The organism is Pseudomonas sp. S30_BP2TU TE3576, assembly GCF_050436025.1.
GTDB lineage: Bacteria > Pseudomonadota > Gammaproteobacteria > Pseudomonadales > Pseudomonadaceae > Aquipseudomonas.
The window spans coordinates 2,801,003-2,827,287 of record NZ_JBNDLK010000001.1; the positions used below are offsets into that span (position 1 = coordinate 2,801,003).

At 61.1% G+C, this 26,285-nt stretch carries 12 protein-coding genes and 3 pseudogenes; 6 read left to right on the plus strand and 9 right to left on the minus strand.

Features of this window, described 5'->3' with window-relative positions; all coding sequences use genetic code 11:
• Positions 1 to 274: 274 nt before the first annotated feature.
• The 5 genes from ABIA48_RS12650 to putP all read right to left on the minus strand — a co-directional run bounded on the left by ABIA48_RS12650 (position 275) and on the right by putP (position 9,815).
• Positions 275 to 658, minus strand: coding sequence for a hypothetical protein (locus ABIA48_RS12650; RefSeq protein WP_429489010.1), 384 nt, complete (start codon positions 656 to 658; stop codon positions 275 to 277).
• Positions 655 to 5,310, minus strand: a complete 4,656-nt coding sequence (locus ABIA48_RS12655; protein ID WP_429489012.1) for an RHS repeat-associated core domain-containing protein — start codon at positions 5,308 to 5,310, stop codon at positions 655 to 657. Before ABIA48_RS12655 ends, ABIA48_RS12650 begins: the two co-directional genes overlap by 4 nt.
• Positions 5,310 to 6,047 carry a DUF4123 domain-containing protein gene (locus tag ABIA48_RS12660; protein ID WP_429489013.1) on the minus strand — a complete coding sequence of 246 codons (738 nt, stop codon included), beginning with the start codon at positions 6,045 to 6,047 and terminating at the stop codon, positions 5,310 to 5,312. Before ABIA48_RS12660 ends, ABIA48_RS12655 begins: the two co-directional genes overlap by 1 nt.
• Positions 6,037 to 7,974 (minus strand): type VI secretion system tip protein VgrG, encoded by a 1,938-nt coding sequence (locus tag ABIA48_RS12665; protein WP_429489015.1) that lies wholly within the window; start codon positions 7,972 to 7,974, stop codon positions 6,037 to 6,039. The genes ABIA48_RS12660 and ABIA48_RS12665 overlap by 11 nt, the downstream gene beginning before the upstream one ends.
• 356 nt (positions 7,975 to 8,330) lie before the next feature.
• Complete coding sequence (putP, locus tag ABIA48_RS12670; RefSeq protein WP_429489017.1) at positions 8,331 to 9,815, minus strand: sodium/proline symporter PutP; 1,485 nt, start codon at positions 9,813 to 9,815, stop codon at positions 8,331 to 8,333.
• A 462-nt stretch (positions 9,816 to 10,277) separates the two neighbouring features.
• On the opposite strand from putP, the gene putA reads away from it, so the two are divergent.
• Both putA and ABIA48_RS12680 read left to right on the plus strand, forming a co-directional pair.
• Entirely contained in the window at positions 10,278 to 14,228 is a 3,951-nt protein-coding gene (gene putA / locus ABIA48_RS12675) for a trifunctional transcriptional regulator/proline dehydrogenase/L-glutamate gamma-semialdehyde dehydrogenase (protein ID WP_429489019.1), read from the plus strand.
• A gap of 257 nt (positions 14,229 to 14,485) precedes the next feature.
• A complete protein-coding gene (locus ABIA48_RS12680) occupies positions 14,486 to 16,288 on the plus strand; it encodes an acyl-CoA dehydrogenase (RefSeq protein ID WP_429489021.1) in 1,803 nt (600 codons plus the stop codon).
• A gap of 117 nt (positions 16,289 to 16,405) precedes the next feature.
• Here the strand turns inward: ABIA48_RS12680 and ABIA48_RS12685 are convergent, their stop codons facing one another.
• From ABIA48_RS12685 to ABIA48_RS12700, 4 genes and pseudogenes are all read right to left on the minus strand, one after another.
• The gene (locus ABIA48_RS12685; RefSeq protein ID WP_429492856.1) at positions 16,406 to 17,251 is read right to left on the minus strand and encodes a methyl-accepting chemotaxis protein; all 846 of its coding nucleotides are present in this window, start codon (positions 17,249 to 17,251) and stop codon (positions 16,406 to 16,408) included.
• An 18-nt stretch (positions 17,252 to 17,269) separates the two neighbouring features.
• Positions 17,270 to 18,343 (minus strand): annotated as a pseudogene (locus tag ABIA48_RS12690) (HAMP domain-containing protein); the annotation flags it as partial.
• 100 nt (positions 18,344 to 18,443) lie between these two features.
• On the minus strand, positions 18,444 to 18,746 hold the full coding sequence (locus ABIA48_RS12695) for a cell division protein ZapA (RefSeq protein WP_204930769.1): 303 nt from the start codon (positions 18,744 to 18,746) through the stop codon (positions 18,444 to 18,446).
• A complete protein-coding gene (locus ABIA48_RS12700) occupies positions 18,743 to 18,973 on the minus strand; it encodes a hypothetical protein (RefSeq protein ID WP_007981178.1) in 231 nt (76 codons plus the stop codon). Before ABIA48_RS12700 ends, ABIA48_RS12695 begins: the two co-directional genes overlap by 4 nt.
• A gap of 341 nt (positions 18,974 to 19,314) precedes the next feature.
• Here ABIA48_RS12700 and ABIA48_RS12705 point away from each other — a divergent pair.
• The 4 genes and pseudogenes from ABIA48_RS12705 to mscK form a co-directional block, all read left to right on the plus strand.
• Positions 19,315 to 19,971: pseudogene (locus ABIA48_RS12705) on the plus strand (MCP four helix bundle domain-containing protein); the annotation flags it as partial.
• 303 nt (positions 19,972 to 20,274) lie between these two features.
• Positions 20,275 to 20,874 (plus strand): annotated as a pseudogene (locus tag ABIA48_RS12710) (methyl-accepting chemotaxis protein); the annotation flags it as partial.
• A 230-nt stretch (positions 20,875 to 21,104) separates the two neighbouring features.
• Positions 21,105 to 22,847 (plus strand): potassium/proton antiporter, encoded by a 1,743-nt coding sequence (locus ABIA48_RS12715; protein WP_429489023.1) that lies wholly within the window; start codon positions 21,105 to 21,107, stop codon positions 22,845 to 22,847.
• Between the two features lie 34 nt (positions 22,848 to 22,881).
• Positions 22,882 to 26,241 (plus strand): mechanosensitive channel MscK, encoded by a 3,360-nt coding sequence (gene mscK, locus ABIA48_RS12720; protein ID WP_429489025.1) that lies wholly within the window; start codon positions 22,882 to 22,884, stop codon positions 26,239 to 26,241.
• Positions 26,242 to 26,285: the final 44 nt, after the last annotated feature.

Consider the following 26,285-nt stretch of genomic DNA (forward strand, 5'->3'; position numbering starts at 1 on the left):
CCACGCAATAGGTGGCGGCTGTACGCAGGTGTGGAAGACCGGGACGTTAGGCACCCGGCGCGCTCGAAAGCGCCCCGCGCACAACCACCATAAAACTGGCTCTTGGTGCACCTAACGATAGAGGGCTTCCACACCCTGCCACTGAATTTGCAGTGACCACCCAAGACTATCGATGGAGTTCGAGGCGCACCAGTTCATGGAAACCGCTACGTTTTGAAGGAAACTTCCGAAGACCTTGCCCGGAAATTTCTTGCATCCGTCAAAAGATTTTTACTCATAGACCAGTCGGAAACAAAACTAATCTTCCGACTTTTAAATCAACAAATATCGGAGCAACCCCAGTAAATCCAACTATCTCAATAAGGGTTATTGATCCACCTACGTCAAAAGCTACAACCCCTTCGGCGTCAACCGAGATGATTTTACCCGTCAAATTTATAGAGCCATCCATTACTCCAATGGAGCAGTCCTCCTTTGGGGCAGGAATCGCACTCTCCCCCCAAACAACGCGTTCCTCAATTTCCAGCTCAACATCATGACACGCACCTATTGTCGGTGGCACACCGCTCCAAACTGCAGCAGCATTGCCGAAATCGGTTGAGAACGTCACAAGGACCTCGTCCGCGATTTGAACCACATTATCTATCGTCACTTTCATTCTTTTTTCTTCGGCAAAGGAACTCGTACAACAGTGCTTTCTACGTTCATTACATTCCCTTTCAATTCAAGCATCCACTTCTCTTCGTGATAATGGTGCTTACTCGGGTTGCTACCCATTTCATGAGCCCCATAGCGGATGCTTCTTGTCCCATCAGCCGAAACAAGCCTATCGTTATCCGGGATACTCGTCCTAGGGTGGTTGTTTGTATATGGGCCTTCACCTAAGAACTCTTCCCACTTATTAATTGCGTCCTGAGGCTTAACTGGTTTGTTTGCATAAACTTCTGTGTGATACCCCGCACTTGGCGCATCACGAGATGCATTAGTCCGGGGTAAGTGTGGCTCACCACCTTCTACAACAGACCTCCCAGTCGGATCTCGCTCCCCCAACGACGGCTTCTTGCACCTATCCCCACCCGGACAATCCGCCAACCCCAACGGATCCACCCACCCCGTCGGATTGCGCGTGTACCGGTACGGGTTCAACCCGCCGGCCAGCTTGATCGGGTCCGGCGTCAGGTAGCGCCCGAGGTCCGGGTGGTAGTAGCGATGGCGGTTGTAGTGCAGGCCGCTTTCGGCGTCGCAGTACTGGCCCTGAAAACGCAGCGGCTGGTCCAGCTGTTCGCCGTCGCCGTGAGTCACTTCACGCAGCTGGCCGTGGGCGGTGTAGCGCGCCGACCAGACGATGGCGCCGCCGTAGCTGGTCAGTTCCTGCGGGGTGCCGAGGTGGTCGAGCTGGTAGTAGAACGGGCAGGCGTTGAGGCGGCCTTTGCCGTCGAGCAGGGCCAGCGGGCGGAAGCTGCCGGGTTCGTAGAGGTAGCTGCGGTAGTGCTTGGGGCCGCTTTCGGCGACGAGCTGGTCGCCTTGCCAGAAGAAGTGCGTGGTCTGGCCGTCGACGGTTTTGCCGATGCGCCGGCCGAAGGCGTCGTAGCGGTAGCTGGCGGTTGTGCCGTCCGGGGTGGTGACGCCGATCAGGCGGTGCTGGCTGTCGTAGCGGTAGTCGGTGACCTGGGCCGGAGTGCCGCGGCGTTCGCGGATCAGGTTGCCGAAGGCGTCGTAGTCGTAGTGGCTGTCATCGCGCTGGCGCAGGCGGTGGCCCTGCATCCGGGTGGGACCGGGGCGGTTGTGGATCAGCAGGTTGCCGACCGGGTCGTGGCTGAGGTGTTCCAGCGACTCGTCGCGCAGATGGCGCACGCGGGTCAGGCGGTCGAGCGCGTCGTACTGGTAGTGACGCTGGCCGTGGCGGCTGTCGTCGATCTGCAGGAGGTTGCCGTGGGCGCTGTAGGCATAGTCGCGGCGGTACAGGGCTCGTTGGTTTTGCCTGACGGCATGCGCCTGCAGGCGGCCCTGGTCGTCGTAGGCATAGTCGCTGAGCAGCCGGCCCTGCTGGCGCTGCTGTTCGCGGCCAAATTGATACCGGTGGCTGGTCAGGCGCGTGCCGTTGAGGTCGATCGCGGTCAGCGCGCCGCCCGGGGCGTGCTGGTAGTCGAGCACGCAGCCGTCCGGCAGGCGCAGGCGCTTGAGCCGGCCGCCGCTGTCATAGGCGTAACGCAGGGTGCCCCAGCCCTGGTGTTCGGTGATCAGGCGGTCCTGGCGGTCGTATTCGAACTCCAGCGGGTGGTCCTGGCCGTCGTCGACGCTGAGCAGGCGCCCGAGGGCGTCGTAGCGGTATTCGACCTTGATTCCGTCGGGCAGGGTTTTGACCCGCAGGCGTCCCGCTGCATCGCGCTGGTAGTGGGTGACCAGTGAAGAGCCGTCGTCACCGAATTCGGTTTTCTCCGACAACTGGCCGTTGAGGTCGTAGGCATACGCGGTGCGCCGGCCATCGAAGCCGGTTTCCTCGCGGATCAAGCCGCCGGGGGTATAGTCCAGGCGGTAGGTGTCGCCAACCTCGTTGTCGATCGCGGTGAGCAACAACTGTGCATGGTCGTAGCGGTAATTCAGCGTGCTGCCGTCGGGGTTGATGCGGCGGCTGACCCGGTGCAGGTCGTCGGCGTACTCAAAACGGGTGACGCGGCCCAGTTCGTCGGTTTCGGCGGTGACCTGGCCGTAGGCGTTGTAGGCGTAGCTGCGGCGGGCGCCGCTGGGGGAAATCGTCTGGATCAGGCGGCCGACGGCGTCCCACGCATAAGCGGTGACGCCGCCGTGTTCATCGCGCTGGGTAATCCGCCGTCCCAGCGCATCGTAGGCAAAGGCCCGCTGACCGCCATCCGGCAAGGTCTCTTCGAGCAGTTGCCCCAAGCCGTTCCAGACGAAATGATGGCCGCTCTGGTCCGGGTAGCGGACGGTCAGCAGCCGCCCCTGCGGGTCGTAGAAATAGCGGGTGACCTGCCCGTCGGGGTCGGTGACGGCGCTGACGTCGCCCTGGGCGTTGCGCTGGTATTGCCACTCGGCGTCACCGCGGCGGCGGGCGTGCAGGAAACCGTGGCGGTACTCGTAGGCCGTCGGCGCCTCGTCCGGCGGCAGCCGGGCGATCAGCCGGCCGAGCTCGTCATAACGGTATTCGGTGACGGCGCCGCGGGCGTCCTGCTCGGCGATCAAGCGGCCCTGAGCGTCGTAGGCCGTGTGCCGTTCGCCACCGTCGAGGCCGACCCGACGCACCAGTCGCGCCCGTTCGTCGTGCTGGTACAGCTCGCGGCTGCCGTCGCTGTTCTGCACGGTGACGCTGCCCTGGTCGTCCCAGACGTAACGCGCCTCCATCTGCGCAAACGAGGCCCAATGGCGGATACATCTGGCCGCTTTGCCGGCCCGTTCCCAGGCCCAGAAAAAACTCGCGCCGCCGGCCAGTTGCCGCTGCAGGATGACGTGCTGTTCGTCGTAGTCGTAGTGCTCGGACTCACCGGCGGCGTTGCGCGCTTCGATCAGGCGCTGGCGGGCGTCGTAGCGGTAAGTCACCAGGGTCTGCTCGGTGCGCCAGGCATCGGCCTCTCGGTCTGCGGGTCGATAAACCTGATAGTCGATGGCCACCAGGTGCTGGTGCTCGTAACGCAAGTACAACGAACGGCCGGCGCCGTTGTCGAGGCGCTGGATGCGGTCCAGGCGGTCGCGCTGCACCCTCAGCCGGTTGCCGTAGGCATCGCTGATCGCCGTCAGCCGGCCGTCGCGGAAGTGGTAGAAGCGTGGGGTGTCGCCGGCCAGGGCGAGGATCAGTTCATCGGGTTCCTCGCCGAGGTAGATCGCCGCCCGCGACAGGCTGTTGTGGATCACCGGGCGCGCCGCGGTCGGCCGCGGAAATGGCGTGCGGCGGTTTTCGGCGTCGATCCACAGCAGCTGTTCGCCGTCGAGCTCCAGGCGCTGCGACAGCGAATGGCTCCAGCCAAAACCGAGGCCGCAATCGAGTTCGACGGCGCTGGTGCGGTACAGACGGGTGAAGTCGAACGGCAGGAGGCCGTCGAGGGTGCCGTCGGTGAGGGTCAGCAGTTCTTCGCCGGTGACCATCGACACCGGGCACTTGTTCGTCGCCGTGCGCTCGACGGTGTCGGCGCTGTCGCCGTTGGGGTTTTTCGCCTGTTGGGGCGCGTCGTCGTGGTGTTCGTTGGGCTTGAGCGTGGTGTTGCGCTTGGCATTCCAGCGCAATTGCATCCGGCCTTTTTTCAGGCCTGCTGCGACACCGCGGGCAGCAACGGTTTTGTAGCGGTCGACATAACCGATGAACTGGCTGACGAGGCCAAAGATCGCTTTGACGAACCCCAGCACCACGTCCAGCAATTGCGCGCCATGCCGCGCCAAGCGCATCGACAGATAGGCTACGCCCGCCCCGGCAGCGGCGAACGTCAGGACCACGCCGATCAGCAGGTCGATCAGCAACTCCACGACAAATCTCGACAGCGATTCGGCCGTGACACCGGTCATGACACTCGGCGGTAGCATCTCCAGCCACAGGCTGGCGGTGCGCAGCAGCAGGCACAGCGCCGCCTCGTCACTGGCCAGCAGTTGCAACTTGGCCATCGCCTCGGGGGTTTGCTCCGCCAGCTCGGCCAACTGACGGGCGCCATCACCCAGCTGCTCAGCGAACCGGCGCGGGTCCTGCAATATCGCCGACAGCTCACCGACGCGGTCCCACACCCCGACCAGCGCCGCCCAACTCCCCGCCAGCAACCCGTTGCCCACCGCCGCCGCGGTCGACGACGGCCAGCGCGGTTGGAAGCCTTGCCACTCGCTGCGCAGCCAGGCCTGCAACTGCGCGGTCAGGCCATCGTAGGATTTGAACAGATCACCCAGCTGTTCCGGGGTGACGGCACTTTGCACGTGCACCCAATAGGACTTGCCCGGCGTGCCCTCGAACTGCCCCTTGCCCTGCTCATCCAGCGTGACCCGCGTCCGTTCACCACCCTCCCGCGCCACCACCTCGACCTGAATATTGCCCAGCGGAATGTCGTACACCGACTCGAACTGGCTCTCGATCAGCAGAATCCCGTTGGCCGGGCACTGCGCCACCGTCGAGAAGAAATCATCGTCGCCGCTGCTGACGACCTTGCTGGTATCACCGAGCTTGATCCGCCGGTCCATGCCCATCAGCGAAGGCAAGTCCAGGGCGTGGCTGACCTGATCGGCGCGGCGGTTGAGGAAGCGGTTGAGCTGTTCGCGGTACAGGCTCAGGGTGTGGGGGAAGGCGTCGAGCTCCTGCTCGATGCGCGCGATCTGATCCATCAGCTCAATTCCGCCACCAGGTACTCCACCAACGCCGCTTTGGGCGCGTCAGGCAGGTCGGGGATTTGCAGAAACGTCGAAACCTTGCTTCGCAAAACGCTCTCGGAAAACGCTTCGAACAAATCCGGGCGGTCCTCGCTCAACCACTTCAGCAGGTTGTTGAGACGAGCTGCGGCAGACTCGACGGCGAGGGTTTTCAGCAGCGCTTCGGGGACTTCCCACCATGGAAAAGCCTTGGTGGTTTTCAATGCAGTGCCGCCAATGTCCAGCGGCTGCCCATTGATCAGGCAGCGCTCGATGACCGGCATCAATTGCGCCGCGTTGACTTCGGCAGATTGCAGAATCGGCAGCAGAAAGCGCCCGTCCCAGAAGCGAAAGAACATCGTATTGGCGCTGGGCAGCAGTACTTGCGTGAGGCTGCACACATGCTCGACCAGCACTGCCTGGCTGGCAGCAGAAACCGCCAGCCACCCCCAATCGCGGGACGCCGTGTCAGCGATCCAGTGCAAAAACTCACTGTCGGCAGCGACGATTCCGACATAGGGCATCACCGGTTCCCACTCGGCATACACGGTGTCGGCCCAAATCGGCCGTGGAGCCTGAGTCGGGCTGGAACGCTGCCATGCTTTGAAGGGTTCAGCGCTGCTGGCGTTGCTGAAAATGGCAAACAACTGTTCGCCCGGCTTGAGCGGCTGCCGTTCCAGCCAGGCGCAGGGCGAGAAGACGTCAGGCGGCACAGACACCGTCCTTGCAACGTGCACATTCTTCGCAGAACGGCGCATCGCTTTTCAGGCTCAGCACCTGCGCGAAACTGAGGGCTTCGGGTTTTCGTTGAACGGTCGTGGTGCCCATCGTCGGCATCGGCGCGCCGCCCACCTGAATCGGTACGCTGCTGAAAATCCCCGCCGGGCCGATGTTGATCCAGTGCCCGCCCGACTGAATCGAGGTATTGAGGCCACCGTCGATGACAATCTGCTGCCCCGCGCTGACATGGACTTGCTCGCTCGCGCCCAAGGCATGGTTGATGACACGGACTTTCAAGTCGCCATGGACATGAAGGCTATCGCTGGATGCCTGTCCCTCGGCGCTGCCGATGATCACGCTGCGCCGGCTGCCGACCTGGACATGCATGTCCTGCAACACGTCCTGTTTCCAGTCGCGCTGGGCGCGCAGGTAGATTTCCTCGGCGCCTTTGCGGTCCTCGATGCGCAATTCGTTGTAGCCACCGCCACCGGGGCTGCTTTGGCTGCGGAAAATACTGCGGGTCTTGTCGGCGGGCAGGTTCAGGGGCGGCGATGTCGAGGCATTGGGCGCACAGGCCATGACCAGTGGTTTATCGGCATCGCCATGCATGAAACCCACCAGCACTTCCATGCCGACGCGCGGGATCAACACGCTGCCATAACGGTCGTGGGCCCAACCCGTAGCGACTCGCAGCCAGCAACTGGAGTGGTCATTCAACTCGCCGTGCCGGTCCCACTTCATCTGGACCTTGACCCGGCCGTACTCGTCGCAATGAATCTCGCTGTCCTTGGGGCCGGTGACCACGGCGCAGTGATAACCCGAGGCGTGAGGTTTTTCGATCAAGGGCGGGCGATAGAACACATCCCACGGCGTGGCCAGAAATGTATTGCGATACCCCTGGAAGTTGTCCGCATCACTGGGGGCCGATTCCTCCAGCACCTGCGGCTGACGCCCTCGGTGCTCGATTTGTGTAATCAGCCACAGGCCATTCCAGTTCTCATGCGGATGCTCGGCCAGACGCAGGAAATGTCCGCTGACCAAGGCCGAAACGTCGCTGCTGCCTTCGGCCTGGCAGCTATCGACGTTGTGTCGCTCCAGTGCCCGCTGAGCCAGATGGCTGCCCGTTTTACGGTCGGTAAACTGGCCGGGGAAGTGGTAGTCCTCCAGGGCCGGCTGTTGTTTGTTGTCGACGCCACTTTCGAGTAACAGACGCGGCTTGTGGAAGTCGTAGTCCCGGCGAGTAACCAGGGTGGTGCCAGCTTGCAGGTTCACATCGAAGCGTTTGATGACCGGCGTTTCGGCCGCCATGCCGCTGCCCGGCAGATACATCGACGGCTCGGTCAGCCGGGGAAAAATCGTCTGGTCATCGCCAAACATCAGCAGATGCCCGTCGGGGCTGTGCTGGAAGTGATAGTGGATACCGATCTCGGCACACAGCCGCTGGATAAAGGCCAGATCGCTTTCGGCGTATTGCACGCAGTACTCGCGCTCGGGGTATTGGCCGCTGAGCAGGAACTTGAAGTGGAGGTGTTCGAGAATGCCGTGGTCCTCGAGGACCTGGGCAATGATCTGCGGCACCGGTTTGTGCTGGAAAATTCGCTGATTGATGCGCCGGCCAAGGTAGGTCAGCCGTGGCACCAGACTGATCTGATAGCGTGTCAAACGCCTGCCGGATCCCCCTTGGCCAACCCGAAAAATCTGACCATGAATACCGGAACCTTGCCCATCGAAACGCAGAAACGCCTGACGATGCAGCAGACTTTCGAGCGGGATACCGGCTCGCTCGCTGACCAGTTCCAGTTCAAAACGGTAGGGTTGGCTGATGGCTTCCTTGCCCGTGAATTCAAGCACCTTGAAGTCATGGTCGGGGTCACCTTCAAGGCTCAGGGTGAATCGTGGCTGGTTAGCAGGGGCGAACATCCGATGTGTCTCTGCAGAACGATGGCGGGCGATTCTGCATGAGCGACAAGGGGGGCAGACTGGGGTGCAGGAAAATCAGAATTACCCTACTTTCCCTGAAGCATTTGCCTTCAGAAAACGGTTTATCCGGCTACAGACAACCCTACAAAAAGCAGCACATACCTTGTGGAAGCGAGCTTGCTCGCGAAGGCGGAGTGTCAGTCACCATCAACATTGACTGTGCCACCGCTTTCGCGAGCAAGCTCGCTCCCACAGGGTTTATGTATTTTCAGAAGGCACAAAAAAACGGCCCGTCTCTGGCAGGAGACGGGCCGTTTTTTTGTTCGGCGAAAGGTCAGAGCTTCAGCTCATCCCCATCACTTGTTCAAGCGGTAATCGGCCTCAGCGGCAGCAAAACGCTGGAACATACCGGCAGTCGGCACGCCCATCTTGCTGACGATGTAGATCGCCAGGCTGGCGAAGATGAAACCAGGGATGATTTCGTACAGGCCCAGCAGCTCGAAGTGTTTCCAGACGATCACGGTGATCGCGCCGACCAGGATACCGGCCAGTGCGCCGTTGCGGGTCATGTCTTTCCAGATTACGGAGATCAGCACGACCGGACCGAAGGCCGCACCGAAACCAGCCCAGGCGTAGCTCACCAGGCCCAGTACACGGTTTTCCGGGTTGGCCGCCAGAGCGATCGCAATCAAGGCCACCAACAACACCATGGCACGACCGACCCAGACCAGTTCCAGCTGCGAAGCGGATTTACGCAGGAAGGTTTTGTAGAAGTCTTCGGTCAGCGCGCTCGAGCACACCAGCAACTGGCAGCTCAGGGTGCTCATCACTGCGGCCAGAATGGCCGACAGCAGGATACCCGCGATCCATGGGTTGAACAGGATTTTGGCCAGTTCGATGAACACACGTTCGTGGTTCTCGCTCACCGGCATGGCCACAGCCGGGTTGGCCGAGAAGTAAGCGATACCGAAGAAACCTACAGCGACGGTGCCGCCCAGGCACAGGATCATCCAGGTCATGGAGATGCGACGAGCGTTGGCAATCGACTTGACCGAATCCGCCGCCATGAAGCGCGCCAGGATGTGCGGTTGACCGAAGTAGCCCAGGCCCCAGCCCATCAGCGAGATGATGCCGATGAAGGTTGTGCCCTTGAGCATGTCGAAATTGCCTGGATCTTGCGCTTCGATCGCCAGGAAGGTGGTATCGACGCCACCGGTGGCCAGCAGCACGATGATCGGCGTCAGGATCAGCGCGAAGATCATCAGGGTGGCTTGCACGGTATCGGTCCAGCTCACCGCCAGGAAACCGCCAACGAAGGTGTAGGCAATCGTCGCCGCGGCACCGGCCCACAGCGCGGTCTCGTAAGACATGCCGAAGGTGCTTTCGAACAGACGGGCGCCGGCCACGATGCCGGATGCGCAATAGATGGTGAAGAACACCAGGATCACCACCGCAGAGATAATCCGCAGCAGGCCGCTTTTGTCTTCGAAACGGCTGGCGAAGTAGTCCGGCAGGGTCAGCGCATCACCATTGTGCTCGGTCTGCACACGCAGACGGCCAGCAACGAACAGCCAGTTCAGGTAGGCACCGACGATCAGGCCGATGGCGATCCAGCTTTCGGAAAGACCGGACATGTAGATCGCGCCGGGCAAACCCATCAACAACCAGCCACTCATGTCGGAAGCACCGGCAGACAGTGCGGTCACGACGCTGCCCAGGCTACGGCCACCCAGAATGTAATCGGAAAGGTTGTTGGTGGAGCGATAGGCCATCAAGCCGATCAGCACCATTGCTGCGATGTAGATCACGAACGTGATCAGGGTTGGATTGCTTACGCTCATTAAGTGACGCCCTGGCTTTGTTTTTATGTAGCGGCGGCTGGTGAACCGCTGGCAAACGCATACGTTTGACAGACGATCCGGATTCCCGCGCATTTATGACTGATGTTTCCCCAGGAAAGCCATCAGCCGGAGCACCCGGATTTTGTCCGGGTTGCACCTTGGTGCGCGAATGCTATTCAACAAAGCAAATAAGGTGCAACCAGTTTCTTGAGAATAAGTTGCACCTAGTCGGAAATAAACGTTAAAAAATCGTTTTTGCTCCTTTTCGGAGCAAAAACGAGTGTTAACTCACTGGAAAAGCACCAAGCAAATGCAACACAGCCGTACCAGAATTTATTTCCTGACGAGCTGCGTAATATTTCGAGAAAAAAAGGGTTGCACCCGGTTGCACCTCAACAGTCGCACGGCTAATCTTGCCGCCAGCTGATGCCGCGCAGTCGTGGCAAACATGAGGATAAAAACATGGCTACCACCACCCTTGGGGTCAAACTTGACGACCCGACCCGCGAACGCCTCAAGGCCGCCGCAACCTCGATTGATCGCACGCCGCACTGGCTGATCAAGCAGGCAATCTTCAATTACCTGGAAAAACTCGAGGGTGGTGCAACCCTGACTGAGCTGAGCGGTTTGACCAAGGACTCCGACGACTCCGTCGACGCACCGCTGGATCACGCCCACCAGTGCTTCCTCGAATTCGCCGAAAGCATCCTGCCGCAATCGGTACTGCGTGCATCGATCACCGCCGCCTACCGCCGCCCTGAGCCGGAAGTCGTGCCGATGCTGATCGAACAGGCTCGCCTGCCGGCACCGATGGCCGAAGCCACCAATAAACTCGCCGCCTCGATTGCTGAAAAACTGCGCAATCAGAAGAGCGCTGGCGGCCGTGCCGGCATCGTTCAGGGCCTGCTGCAGGAATTCTCCCTGTCGTCCCAGGAAGGCGTGGCGCTGATGTGCCTGGCCGAAGCGCTGCTGCGCATCCCGGACAAAGGCACCCGTGACGCCCTGATCCGCGACAAGATCAGCACCGGCAACTGGCAGCCGCACCTGGGCAACAGCCCTTCGCTGTTCGTCAACGCCGCCACCTGGGGCTTGCTGCTGACCGGCAAGCTGGTGTCGACCCACAACGAAGCCGGCCTGACGTCGTCCCTGAGCCGCATCATCGGCAAGAGCGGCGAGCCGATGATCCGCAAGGGCGTCGACATGGCCATGCGCTTGATGGGCGAGCAGTTCGTGACCGGCGAAACCATCGCCGAAGCCCTGGCCAACGCCAGCAAGTTCGAAGCCAAGGGCTTCCGTTATTCCTACGACATGCTGGGTGAAGCCGCACTCACCGAGCACGACGCCCAGAAGTACCTGGCCTCGTACGAACAAGCCATCCACTCGATCGGCAAAGCCTCCCACGGCCGCGGGATTTATGAAGGCCCGGGCATCTCGATCAAGCTGTCTGCACTGCACCCGCGTTACAGCCGTGCGCAGTACGAGCGCGTAATGGATGAGCTGTACCCACGCCTGCTGTCGCTGACCCTGCTGGCCAAGCAATACGACATCGGCCTGAACATCGACGCCGAAGAAGCCGACCGCCTCGAGCTGTCGCTGGATCTGCTCGAGCGTCTGTGCTTCGAGCCGCAACTGACTGGCTGGAACGGCATCGGTTTCGTGATCCAGGCTTACCAGAAGCGTTGCCCGTACGTGATCGACTACGTGATCGACCTGGCACGCCGCAGCCGTCATCGCCTGATGATCCGCCTGGTGAAAGGTGCGTACTGGGACAGCGAAATCAAGCGCGCCCAAGTTGAAGGCCTGGAAGGCTACCCGGTCTACACCCGCAAGGTGTACACCGACGTTTCCTACATCGCTTGCGCACGCAAACTGCTGTCGGTGCCGGAAGTTATCTACCCGCAGTTCGCCACCCACAACGCCCACACCCTGTCGGCCATTTACCATATCGCCGGTCAGAACTATTACCCCGGCCAGTACGAGTTCCAGTGCCTGCACGGCATGGGTGAGCCACTGTACGAACAGGTTGTAGGCAAGGTTTCCGAAGGCAAGCTGAACCGTCCGTGCCGCGTGTACGCTCCGGTTGGCACCCACGAAACCCTGCTGGCCTACCTGGTACGTCGCCTGCTGGAAAACGGCGCGAACACCTCGTTCGTCAACCGCATCGCTGACCAGTCGATTTCCATTCAGGAACTGGTGGCCGATCCGGTGGCGAGCATCGAGCAGATGGCGACCGTGGAAGGTGGTTTCGGCCTGCCGCACCCGCGCATTCCTCTGCCGCGTGACCTGTACGGTTCCGAACGCGCCAACTCCAGCGGCATCGACATGGCCAACGAACATCGTTTGGCATCGCTGTCCTGCGCGCTTCTCGCGACTGCGCACAACCACTGGAAAGCTGCGCCGATGCTCGGTTGCGCGTCCAGCAACGAAGCACCGGTTCCAGTGCTGAACCCGTCCGACCTGCGTGACGTGGTTGGCCATGTACAGGAAGCCACCGTCGAAGACGTCGACAACGCGATCCAGTGCGCCCTCAACGCCGCACCGATCTGGCAGGCCACGCCGCCCGCCGAGCGCGCCGCGATCCTGGAGCGTGCCGCCGACCTGATGGAAGCCGAGATCCAGCCGTTGATGGGCCTGCTGGCTCGTGAAGCCGGCAAGACCTTTGCCAACGCCATCGCCGAAGTCCGTGAAGCCGTGGACTTCCTGCGTTACTACGCGGTGCAGGCACGCAACGATTTCACCAATGATGCTCACCGCCCGTTGGGCCCGGTTGTATGCATCAGCCCATGGAACTTCCCGCTGGCAATCTTCAGTGGCCAGGTGGCTGCCGCACTGGCGGCCGGTAACCCAGTATTGGCCAAGCCGGCGGAGCAAACGCCGCTGGTTGCCGCTCAAGCCGTGCGCCTGCTGCTCGAAGCCGGCATTCCGCAAGGCGTACTGCAACTGCTGCCGGGGCGCGGTGAAACCGTCGGTGCCGGACTGGTTGGCGACGAACGCGTCAAGGGCGTGATGTTCACCGGTTCCACTGAAGTCGCGCGCTTGCTGCAACGCAACATCGCCGGCCGTCTGGACAGCCAGGGTCGTCCGATTCCTCTGATCGCCGAAACCGGCGGCCAGAACGCGATGATCGTCGACTCTTCGGCCCTGACCGAACAAGTGGTGATAGACGTGGTTTCCTCGGCGTTCGACAGTGCCGGCCAGCGTTGCTCGGCCCTGCGCGTCCTGTGCTTGCAGGAAGATTCCGCCGACCGCGTCATCGAAATGCTCAAGGGCGCGATGGCTGAAAGCCGTCTCGGCAACCCTGAGCGCCTGTCCGTGGACATCGGCCCGGTCATCGACGCCGAAGCCAAGGCTGGCATCGAGAAGCACATCCAGGCCATGCGCGACAAAGGTCGCAGCGTGTACCAGGTGGCTATCGCCGACGCCGAAGAAGTCAAACGCGGTACCTTCGTGATGCCGACGCTGATCGAACTGGAAAGCTTCGACGAGTTGCAGCGGGAAATCTTCGGCCCGGTGCTGCACGTGGTTCGCTACAAGCGCAAAGACATCGATCAACTGATCGGTCAGATCAACGCTTCCGGCTATGGCCTGACGCTGGGCGTACACACCCGCATCGACGAAACCATCGCCAAGGTGATCGACAACGTCAACGCCGGTAACGTCTACGTGAACCGCAACATCGTCGGTGCCGTGGTCGGCGTGCAGCCGTTCGGCGGCGAAGGCCTGTCGGGTACCGGCCCGAAAGCCGGTGGCCCGTTGTACCTGTACCGTCTGCTGTCGACGCGTCCTGCGGATGCAATCGAACAATCCTTCGCTCGCGGTGATGCCGCCGCGGCACCGGACGTTCGTCTGCGCGACGCCATGAGCAAGCCGCTGACCGCCCTGAAAGCCTGGGCCGACAGCCACAAGTTTGCCGACCTGAGCACGCTGTGCGTGCAGTACGCCGCACAATCGCAAAGCGGGATCACCCGCGTCCTGGCTGGCCCGACCGGCGAGCGCAACAGCTACGCGATCCTGCCACGGGAACACGTGCTGTGCCTGGCGGAAGTCGAAGGCGACCTGCTGACTCAACTGGCGGCGGTACTGGCTGTCGGCGGTTCGGCAGTCTGGCCGGAAGCTGACTTGACCAAGGCATTGTTCGCACGTCTGCCGAAGGATATTCAGGCACGCATCAAGCTGGTTTCCGACTGGAACAAGGACGAAGTGGTGTTTGATGCGGTTCTGCATCACGGCCATTCCGACCAGTTGCGTGCGGTTTGCCAGCAAGTGGCCAAACGTGCTGGCGCCATTGTCGGTGTGCAGGGTCTGTCGCAAGGCGAAACCAACATTGCGCTGGAACGCCTGGTGATCGAACGCGCACTGAGCGTCAACACCGCTGCAGCGGGTGGTAATGCGAGCTTGATGACCATCGGCTAAACCCGATAAGCCAGGCAGCCACGATAGCTGCCTGGCAATCAAATCCCTGTGGGAGCGGGCTTGCTCGCGAAAGCGGACTGTCAGTCAACTTAAATGTTGAATGTGACAACCTCTTCGCGAGCAAGCCCGCTCCCACAATTGTTTTGTGGTGCCTGACAAGTCGCTTCTCTGCCCCACCATCACGCTCATCAATCATGCTATTCAGCATAAATTCACAAGACTAGACTCGGCCCATCCCAATAAAAAGGTAGGCCGCCATGTCCGAGACGTTGCTCAGTTCCCGTAATCTGGCTTTCGAGCTGTACGAAGTCCTCGATGCCGAGGGCCTGACCCAGCGTGAGCGTTTCGCCGAGCACAATCGTGAAACCTTCGATGCGGCCATCGGTACCGCTCGCAGCATCGCCGAGAAGTTCTTCGCTCCGCACAACCGCAAGGGCGACGAGAACGAGCCGCGCTATGAAAACGGTCAGGCGATTCTGATTCCGGAAGTGAAACCGGCGGTGGATGCCTTCCTCGAGGCCGGTTTCCTCAATGCTGCGCGCAGTTTCGACGCCGGCGGCATGCAGCTTCCTACCTTGCTGTCACAGGCCTGTTTTTCGCACTTCCAGTCGGCCAACGCTGCGTCGACGTCTTATCCGTTCCTGACCATGGGCGCGGCCAACCTGATCGAAAGCTTCGGTACCGACGAGCAGAAACGTCGCTTCCTGCAACCGATGATCGATGGCCGATTCTTCGGCACCATGGCCCTGACCGAACCCCACGCGGGCTCATCGCTGTCGGATATTCGTACCCGCGCCGAGCCTGCGTCCGACGGCACTTATCGCCTCAAGGGCAACAAGATCTTCATCTCCGGTGGCGATCACCCGCTGTCGGAGAACATCGTGCACATGGTGCTGGCCAAGCTGCCGGACGCGCCGGCCGGGGTGAAAGGCATTTCGCTGTTTATCGTGCCCAAGTTCCTGGTCAACGACGACGGCAGCCTCGGCAAGCGCAATGACGTGTTGCTGGCCGGGCTGTTCCACAAGATGGGCTGGCGCGGCACCACCTCTACCGCGCTGAATTTCGGCGATAACGGCGAATGTGTCGGCTATCTGGTGGGCAAGGCGCACCATGGCTTGAGCTACATGTTCCAGATGATGAACGAAGCACGGATCGGCGTCGGCATGGGCGCGGTGATGCTCGGCTACGCCGGCTACCTGTACTCGCTGGAATATGCCCGCGAACGTCCGCAGGGCCGCGTGCCGGACAGCAAGGATCCGAACACCGCACCGGTGGCGATCATCCAGCACGCTGACGTCAAACGCATGCTGCTGACGCAGAAGGCTTACGTCGAAGGCTCATTCGATCTCGGCCTGTACGCGGCACGACTGTTCGATGACACCACCACCCTTGAGACCGAAGCCGAACGCAAGCAGGCCCATGAATTGCTGGACCTGCTGACACCGATCGTCAAATCCTGGCCGTCGGAGTTCTGTCTGAAGGCCAACGAACTGGCGATCCAGATTCTCGGCGGCCACGGCTACACCCGCGAGTACCCGGTTGAGCAGTACTACCGCGACAACCGCCTGAACCCGATCCACGAAGGTACCCACGGCATTCAGTCGCTGGACCTTTTGGGCCGTAAACTGGCGCAGAACGGCGGTGCGGGGCTCAAGCAACTGATCCGCCTGATCGCCGACACTGCCGAGCGCGCCCAGGCGTTTGATTCGCTGACGCCGCTGCGCGAGCCGCTGGAAAAACTGGTGGCACGCCTGCAAGCCGTGACCATCGGCCTGCTGACGGACCTGGCCCAGGGCAAGGTCAACAGCAGCCTGGCGAACTCGGCGCTGTACCTGAAGGTGTTCGGTCACACCGTGATTGGCTGGCGCTGGCTGGAACAGGCGATCCGCGCCGAGGAAGGCCTGGCCAAAGGCAATGCGGCGGATGTCGGCTTCTATAAAGGCAAGTTGCAGGCGGCGCGCTACTTCCTGACGTGGGAAGTGCCGGGGTGTCACCATGAACTGGCGATTCTTGAGGCTCGGGACGATGTTTGCCTGGGCATGCAGGATGAGTGGTTCTAGCCCCAAATACTTGTAGTGCTGCTTAGATCCATTCGCGAGCAAGCCCGCTCCCACAGATGAATGCATTTCAAATGTGGGAGCGGGCTTGCTCGCGAAGGCGTCCACACAAACGCCACATCACCGCAGCTTGAACCCACCCATCTGCCGCGCCAGGTCATCCGCCAACCGCTGCAACGTCTGACAATCCTCACGGCAGGCCCTGACCTCCCCCGCTGTTGCCCGGGCCAGATCGGAAATGCCCTGCACGTTACGATTGATTTCTTCGGTCACCGCCGACTGCTCTTCCGTCGCCGTCGCCACCTGATGGTTCATATCGCTGATGCGCTCCACTTGCCCGGTAATTGCGGTCAATGAAGCGCCGGTACGCTGGCTCGACTCGACACCAGTGCCGGTCGCGGCTTGCCCGGAATGCATCGACGACACCGCGTTTTCCGCGCCTTGCTTGAGGCTGCCGATCATCTGCTGGATTTCATCGGTGGACGATTGCGTGCGCCGCGCCAGGGTGCGCACTTCATCGGCCACCACGGCAAACCCACGGCCCATGTCCCCGGCCCGCGCCGCTTCGATAGCGGCGTTGAGTGCCAGCAGGTTGGTCTGCTCGGAAATCCCGCGAATCACCGCCAGCACCTGATCGATGGACGCCACCTGATGGGCCAGCTCACCCACCGCTGTCGCCGCCACACCGATCTCCCGGGACATGCTTTCAATATGCCGGATCGACCCGCCCACCACTTCCCGCGCCTGCATCGCCTCGTCCCGAGCCGTTTGCGAGGCGAGCGCCGCATTGCCGGCGTTCTGGGCGATTTCCTGAACGGTCAGGCCCATTTCATGGACAGCAGTGGCGACCATGTCGGTCATTTCCTGCTGGCACCCGGAACGTTCGGCTGTGTTGTCCACCACCCGCGCCACCTGGCCGACAGCGGTGCGCAGTCGTTCGCTGGTGGTCAGCACTTCACCGATCATGTCGCGTTGGCTATCCAGGAACCGATTGAAACCGCGCGCCAGATCGCCCAACTCATCGGCGCGACTGGAATCTAACCGGTGAGTCAAATCTCCACCACCGCTACCGATGGCAACCAACGCCGCTGTTACCTGACGAATCGGCCGCACCAATCCACGGGCCAGCAACACCACCAGCAACAGGCACACCAGCGCTACCGCCAAACCGATGCCGCTGCTCATCCACATGGCGCGGCGGGCTTCGGCGTAAATTTGCGACTGCGGCACTTCGGCCACCAGGGTCCAGCCGAGGTCGCGAAGCGGCAAGCTCAATGCCAGATAATCTTCGCCATCACGCACAAAACTACTGTTGGTGGCGTTATTTTGACCCATCACCGCTTGCGCTGCCGTAGCACCAATCTGCTCGGTCAAGGTGCGCTTGCCGCTGAATTGAGCTTCAGGATGGACCTGGATCAAACCGTCGGAACGCACGAGATAGACCTTGCCGCGCTCACCAAAACTGTAGTTGTGAATCAGCTCCGACAGCTCTTTCATGCTCAGGCCAAGCCCGGCAACGCCCACGACTTTACCGGCCTGCTCGACCTTGAGGTCGATGAACAGCGCCAATTCTCCGGTGGCCGTGTCGTTGTCGATATTGAGGGTGCGCGGCTGGTTGCTGTCGAGGAACGCATAGAACCAGGCGTCTTTGGGATTGGAACGGCTGAGGGTCCGGTCCAGGCCTTTTTCGGTGAAGTAGTGATTGGACGCCGTGCCGACAATCAGCGCGGTAAAGGCTTTGTGCTCGGCGCGCAGGCCTTCGAGATAGGTGGTAAACGTGCCGGTCCGGGCACTGTCTTCACCCCCGGCCAGCCAGTCGCGCACCATGCTGTTGCTGGCGATGTCCTTGGCGGCGGTGAGGGGCTGAACGAGGATCCGCTCGATGTCGTTGCGCATCGCCTCGATGCTCGACGGCAAGGCTTGCCCGACCAGATAACTCTGGGCGAGGCGGTTGACCACCAGGGTATAAATGCCAACCACGATCAAAATACTGACCAGCAGGGCAGTGCCCATACTCAGGATCAACTGCCATTGAATACTGCGTCGCCAGAACTGCATTGAGCACCCCCAAAGAATAAGAGGCTGAAACACTGCAACAGCCGTGCCGATTGTATACAAGCCAATCGACAATCTATTCTTTGGTTGTGCGCAAAGCCGATCAGGCCTGATTGATCGTCTTGGAGATCACTTCAACCGTGGCGCTGACTTGCTCTTGGTAACGGTCGAGTTCGAGCTTGTGCTGCTTCTGCATTTCGATCTGCCGGGAGCACAGATTCATCGCCGCCAGCACCAGCAGTCGGTCACCGATCAGTGTCGGGTACTTCCTCTTGGTTTCGGCCAGGGCTGCCTTCAACATCATCGCGGCGTCCAGCAGGGTTTGTTCTTCCCCTGCCGGTGCCTTGATGGAATAGTCCTCCCCCAGGATCGAGACGACTTTTACCCCTGCGGCGTTGTAACTCATGCGCTGACAGGACCTGCGCTGACACGCTCAACCAGGGCCTGGATGCGAGCCGCCGTGGCACCTTGCTTCTCTTCCTGCTCCATTAGGCTCAGTTGCAGGCTTTCGTTTTCATCTTTGACCTGGGCCAGTTCTGCAGCCAGGGTCTGGTTGGTGCCGAGCAGGGTCTGGTTCTGCTGCACCAGGTCACTGACCAGTTGTTCCAATTGGCTTAGGGATGCTTCCAACATTTTGATTTTCCGGGCTTTTTCAAAGGGCGCGTACGATAAAGAAAAGTCACCGTGGATGCCAGGGTTATACAGGCGCAAAGCCTTGATTTTGCTGACGGGCGACCTTCCTCGCGAGCTTTAAAGACTGTGTGAGGCCGATCTGGTTCCGGCACTTCGTCGCCACAAGGTGCAACCGGCTGAAACACGCAGGGCTCAAGACTTAGGTCCGGCGACCGATAAGTCATCCATACAGCAGCCTCAGCCCCGCACGGATGCGCTCTTTTTCGGTGAACGCCATGTCCCTTCGTAATATGAATATCGCCCCTCGGGCGTTCCTCAGCTTTGCGCTGATCGGCGGCTTGATGATGGTTCTGGGGGTGTTTGCCTTGAATCAGATGAGCAAGATCCGCGGCGCCGCCGAAAATATCACCAACAATAGTGTGCCGAGCATCAAGAGCCTGGACGAGTTCACCCAACTCACCTTGCGCCTGCGCGTGCTGTCCTACCGTTTGCTGGTGAACCGCGAACCCGACGTGCAGCAGAAAACCATGGAACTGCTGGAGCTGCGCAACCAGCAGATTCGCACCGCCCAGGCGACCTACGAAAAGCTGATCGCCAACCCGCAGGAACGCGCCACCTACGATCAATACGTGCAACTGCTGGGGCAATATCGCCAGATCGAAGACCGGATGAAGACCCTGTCGCGCAACAATCAGGTCGATGAACTGCGCAACCTGCTCAATACCGACTTGCTGAGCAACTCCGAGGCAATCAACGCCGTATTGAACCGCCTGCTGGAGATCAACACCCAGCAGACCCACGACACCAACCAGCAGGCGGCCGACCAATACGATTCGGCGTTCAACCTGGTGATCACCCTGCTGGCGATCGCCACCGCCCTGACGTTGCTGCTCGCCTGGTTGCTGACCAACAGCATCACCCAACCGATCGCCAAGGCCCTGAGCGCCGCCGAACAGATCGCCGAAGGCAATCTGACGCGCCCGATCACCGTCGACGGCAATGACGAAGCCGGCCGCTTGCTGCTGGCCATGTCGAAGATGCAGGAAAAATTGCGCGACACGCTGCAACGCATTTCCGGCTCGGCCACGCAATTGGCTTCGGCCGCCGAAGAACTCAACAGTGTCACCGACGAAAGTGCCCGCGGCCTGACCCGGCAAAACAACGAAATCGAACAGGCTGCCACCGCGGTCAACGAAATGACCAGCGCCGTGGAAGAAGTCGCCCGCAACGCCGTCAGCACCTCGGAAGCGTCGAAGAACGCCACCACGTCTGCCGGTGACGGTCGTGACCTGGTGCAGGAAACCGTCAGCGCCATCGAACGCATGAGCGCCGACGTGCAAAGCACCGCGACCCTGATCGGCGACCTGGCCAACGAGTCCCGCGACATCGGCAAGGTGCTGGATGTGATCCGTGGCCTGGCCGACCAGACCAACCTGCTGGCCTTGAACGCCGCCATCGAGGCCGCGCGCGCCGGTGAGGCTGGTCGAGGTTTCGCGGTGGTGGCCGACGAGGTCCGTGCCCTGGCTCACCGCACTCAGCAGTCGACCAGTGAAATCGAACGCATGATCGGCAGCATCCAGAGCGGTACCGAGCACGCGGTGGATTCGATGCGCAACAGCACCGAGCGCGCCGAATCGACCCTGAACATCGCTCGCGGCGCCGGCCTGTCGCTGGACACCATCAACAGCGCCATCGTCGAAATCAACGAACGCAACCTGGTGATCGCCAGCGCCGCCGAAGAACAGGCGCAGGTGGCCCGTGAAGTGGACCGCAACCTGGTGAACATTCGCGATCTGTCGGTGCAGTCGGCCACCGGGGCGAATCAGACGAGTGCGGCGAGCAATGAGCTGTCGCGCCTGGCGGTGGACCTGAACACGATGGTTGGGCGGTTTAGCCTCTAATCACCCGGTAACGCGTCCCCTGTGGGAGCGGGCTTGCTCGCGATGAGGCCGGCACATTCAACATTGATGGCGACTGATACACCACTATCGCGAGCAAGCTCGCTCCCACAGGGGGTCTGCGATGACTCAAAAGCTTTTTGACAGCATCACATTTCAACAGGTTAGAATCGCTGGCACGCAGACTGCATGGTCAGTTTGTGCCCGCCTTTCAGATTTCTGGAGTACTGCCTTTGAATGCAACGACCATCAACAGCCTGTTCTTGATCGGCGCGTTGCTGGTAGGTGCGAGCATTCTGGTGAGCTCACTTTCGTCCCGCCTCGGCATCCCGATTCTGGTGATTATCCTGGCCGTCGGCATGGCGGCCGGCGTCGATGGCGGCGGCATTATTTTCGACAACTATCCCACGGCTTATCTGGTCGGCAACCTCGCGCTGGCGGTGATCCTGCTCGACGGCGGCTTGCGCACCCGGGTGTCGAGTTTCCGTGTGGCGTTATGGCCGGCGTTGTCCCTCGCCACCGTCGGGGTACTGATTACCACCGGGCTGACCGGCATGGCGGCCGCGTGGCTGTTCAACCTGAACCTGATCCAGGGCCTGCTGATCGGCGCCATCGTCGGCTCCACCGACGCCGCGGCGGTGTTCTCTCTACTGGGCGGCAAAGGCCTGAACGAACGGGTAACCGCCAGCCTTGAAATCGAATCCGGCAGCAACGACCCGATGGCGGTGTTCCTCACCGTCACCCTGATCGACATGCTCGCCAGCGGCCAGACCGGCCTGCACTGGAGCCTGCTGACCCACCTGCTGCGCGAGTTCGGCATTGGTGCTGTCATCGGCCTGGGCGGTGGCTGGCTCATGCTGCAACTGGTCAATCGCATCAACCTGGCCACCGGCCTGTATCCGATTCTGGTCATTGCCGGCGGCCTGGTGGTGTTTGCCCTGACCAACGCCCTGCACGGCAGCGGCTTCCTCGCCGTGTACCTGTGTGGATTGATGATCGGCAACCGTCCGGTGCGCAGCCGCCACGGCATTTTGCACATGCTCGACGGCATGGCCTGGCTGGCACAGATCGGCATGTTCCTGGTACTGGGGTTGCTGGTGACACCTCACGATCTGCTGCCGATTGCCTTGCCGGCGCTGGCGCTGGCGCTGTGGATGATTCTGTTTGCCCGGCCACTGTCGGTGTTGGTTGGCCTGCTGCCGTTCAAGGCATTCCATGGTCGCGAGAAAGCGTTCATTTCCTGGGTCGGCTTACGCGGCGCGGTCCCGATCATTCTGGCGGTGTTCCCGTTGATGGCCGGCCTGCCCAACGCCCAGCTGTACTTCAACCTCGCATTCTTTATCGTCCTGGTGTCGTTGTTGGTTCAGGGCACGAGCCTGCCGTGGGTCGCCAAGCTGCTGAAGGTCACGGTGCCCCCGGAGCCTGCGCCCATCTCGCGCTCGGCCCTGGAAGTGCACGTCACCAGCGAGTGGGAGCTGTTCGTTTATCGCCTCGGCGCGGAGAAATGGTGCATCGGTTCGCCCCTGCGCGAGCTGAAAATGCCCGAAGGCACCCGCATCGCCGCCCTGTTTCGTGGTCAACAATTGCTCCATCCGTCGGGTAGTACGGTGCTCGAAGTCGATGATTTGCTGTGTGTTATCGGCCATGAACACAACCTGCCGGCCCTCGGAAAACTCTTCAGCCAGGCACCACAACGGGGCCTTGACCTGCGCTTCTTCGGCGACTTCGTACTGGAAGGAGACGCCCAGCTGGCCGCGGTTGCCGCCCTGTATGGCCTGAAGGCCGAAGGCATTGATCCGGACATGTCCCTGGGCCACTTCATTGCCCAGAAAGTCGGCGGCGCGCCGGTGGTGGGTGACCAGGTGGAATGGAACAACACCATCTGGACCGTGGCGGTCATGGACGGGAACAAGATCGGCAAAGTGGGCGTCAGATTCCCCGAAGGAAGTCGCCCGGGCCCCGGACTCTTCCTCTAAACTGCTTCCACTCTCACTTGCTTGACCGGTCTTTATGCCTAACCTGCGCTCCATTTTCGCCATTGCCCTTTTGGGCTTGAGTCTTTCTGTCGGTACTTTCGGTACATTGCAAGCAGCCGAACCGCCTTCCAGCGAAGCCGTGCAGGCGAGCCTGGACAAGATTGCCGACCGCAAGCTGCCGGAAGCCGATCAGAAGGCCCTGCAAACCGTCCTGCAAAACACGCTGAGCCAGCTCAACAACAAGCGTGACTACGAGCAGAAACTGACTGCGCTCAAGCAGCAATTGAACAATGCGCCCAGACAGGCCGTCGAGAACCAGCGCGAACTGACCCGCCTCAAGGCCAGCACCGTGGTGCCGGTGGCGCAGCGTTTCGCCAAAGAACCGATCCAGCAACTGGAGCAAATGCTGGCCGAGCGCTCCACCCAGCAAAGCGATCTGCAAAAAGCCCTGGCCGATGCCAACAGCCTGATCATCACCGCCCAGACCCGCCCCGAGCGCGCCCAGGCGGAGATTTCCAGCAGCCAGACGCGCATCCAGCAGATCAACAACATCCTCAAGACCGGCAAGGACAGCGGCAAGACCTTGAGCGCCGAACAGCGCGACCAGCTCAATGCCGAGCTGGCAGCGCTGAACGCCCTGATCCCGCTGCGGCGCCAGGAACTGGCCGGCAATACCCAATTGCAAGACCTCGGCAACAGCCAGCATGACCTGTTGTCGGAGCGGTCCGACCGCCTGGATAAGGAAATCCAGGACTTGCAAAACCTGATCAACCAGAAGCGTCTGGCGTTGTCCCAGGAAACGGTCACCCAGCAATCCATCGAAGCGCAGAAGGCTGGTGGCAGCAGTCTTCTGGCCACCGAAAGCGCGGCCAACCTGAAGCTCTCGGATTACCTGCTCAAAAGTACCGACCGCCTGAATGAAGTCACCCAGCAAAACCTGCAGACCAAGCAGCAACTGGACAGCCTGACCCAGAGCGATTCGGCGCTGGACGAGCAAATCAACGTGCTCAAGGGCAGCCTGCTGCTCTCGAAGATTCTCTACAAACAGAAACAAGCGTTGCCGCGCCTGCGGCTCGACCGCAACCTGGCCGACCAGATCGCCGACATTCGCCTGTATCAGTTCGAAGTCAGCCAGCAACGGGAACTGCTGAGCAATCCGGCCACCTACGTCGAAAACCTGCTGTCGACCCAACCCCCCGAGCAAGTCACGCCTCAGTTGCGCAAAAGCCTGATGGAACTGGCCACTACCCGCGCCGACCTGCTGGAGCGACTCAACCGCGAACTGAGCGCAGTGCTCAATGAGTCCATCACCCTGCAACTGAACCAGAAGCAACTGCTCAGCACGGCGCAAAGCCTGCGGGCGACACTCGATGAGCAGATGTTCTGGATTCCGAGCAACAAGCCGCTGGAGCTGGAGTGGATTCGCAGTGCGCCGGATCGCCTCCAGCGTCAACTTGATTCACTACCGGTACTTTCAAGCCTGAGCGAACTGGCCGACGGCCTGACCCAGCGCCCGCTGCTGTTCCTGCCACTGGCACTGCTGATCGGTGCGCTGTTGTGGCGCCGCAAGAATTTGTACGCGCGACTGATCAAGGTTCACCAGGACATCGGTCACTTCAAACGCGATAGCCAGTGGCACACGCCGCAGGCGATTCTGATCAACATCCTGCTGGCGATGCCGGTTTCCCTGGGCCTTGCATTGTGCGGGTTGGCCCTGCGAATCGACGCCCGTGGGCAGAACGCCAATATGGGTGCGGCGCTACTGCAAATGGCCGGGGCCTGGCTGGTGTTCTACACCGCCTACCGGATCCTCGCACCGGGTGGGGTGGCAGAACTGCATTTCCGTTGGGAAAAGCCCCAGGTGGAATTCCTGCGCGTATGGGTCCGCCGCCTCGGCATCGTGGTGATGGCACTGGTGACCGTAGTGGCCGTTGCCGAACTGCAACCGGCGGCGCTGGCCGATGACGTGATCGGCATGCCGGTCGTGCTCACCTGCTATGCCTTGATGACCTTGCTGCTCAGCCGCCTGCTGATCAGCAGCCCGACCCACGAGAACGCCTCGCTGTTCCGCAAGCTCGTGGGGATCCTGTTCACCGCCCTGCCCGTGGCGTTGTTCGTGGCCGTGTGCTTCGGCTACTACTACACCGCGCTGAAACTCAGTGATCGTCTGATCAACACCCTGTACCTGCTGATGTTCTGGCTGGTGATCGAAGCCACCTTCGTGCGCGGCCTCAGCGTGGCGGCCCGACGCCTGGCCTACCAGCGTGCCCTGACCAAACGTCAGGCGGCGAAAGAGGCCGGCGATGGCGAAGCGGTGATCGAAGAGCCGAGCATGGACATCGAGAAGGTCAACGAACAGTCCCTGCGCCTGATCCGTCTGGCGCTGCTCGGCGGCTTCATGGCGGCACTGTATTGGGTCTGGGCCGACCTGATCACGGTGTTCTCGTACCTGGACAACGTCACCCTCTACGAATACACCAGCGGCACCGGCGCCAATATGAGCATGGTGCCAATCAGCATCGGCGACATGCTTGGTGCGCTGATCATCATCGGCATCACCTTCGCCCTGGCCCGCAACCTCCCGGGCTTGCTCGAAGTGTTCGTACTGTCGAAGCTGAATCTTGCCCAGGGCAGCGCCTATGCCACCACTACGCTGCTGTCCTACGTGATCGCCGGTGTCGGTTTCGTCTCGACGCTGTCGACCCTCGGCGTCAGTTGGGACAAGTTGCAATGGCTGGTGGCAGCGCTGTCGGTCGGCCTTGGTTTCGGCATGCAGGAGATCTTCGCCAACTTCATTTCCGGCATCATGATCCTGTTCGAGCGCCCGGTGCGGATCGGTGACACCATCACCATCGGTAACCTGTCGGGTACGGTGAGCAAGATTCGCATCCGTGCCACGACCATCACCGACTTCGACCGCAAGGACATCATCGTCCCGAACAAGACGTTCATCACCGGGCAACTGATCAACTGGTCCCTGACCGACACCATCACCCGGGTGACCCTCAAGCTCGGCGTCGACTATGGCTCCGACCTGGACCTGGTGAAAGAACTGTTGCTCAAGGCTGCGCGCGATAACCCGCGCGTACTGAAAGACCCGGAACCGCACGTGTACTTCCTGAACTTCGGTGAAAGCACCCTCGACCATGAGTTGCGCATGCACGTGCGCGACCTCGGCGACCGCAACCCGGTGCTCGATGAGGTCAACCGCTTCATCAACCGCGAGTTCAAGAAGCAGCACATCAATATCTCGTTCCGGCAGATGGAGGTTTACCTCAAGAACCTGCATGGCCAGGAATACAAGATGGTGCCGATCGAGCCGGAAGCGAAAACCATCGTGCCACTGGTCGACGGCAAACCGCCGCAAGAACCGCCCGCCGCCAAACTCGACTAACCGGCCTTTCCCCAGCAGAATGCTCGGACATTCTGCTGGAGCCG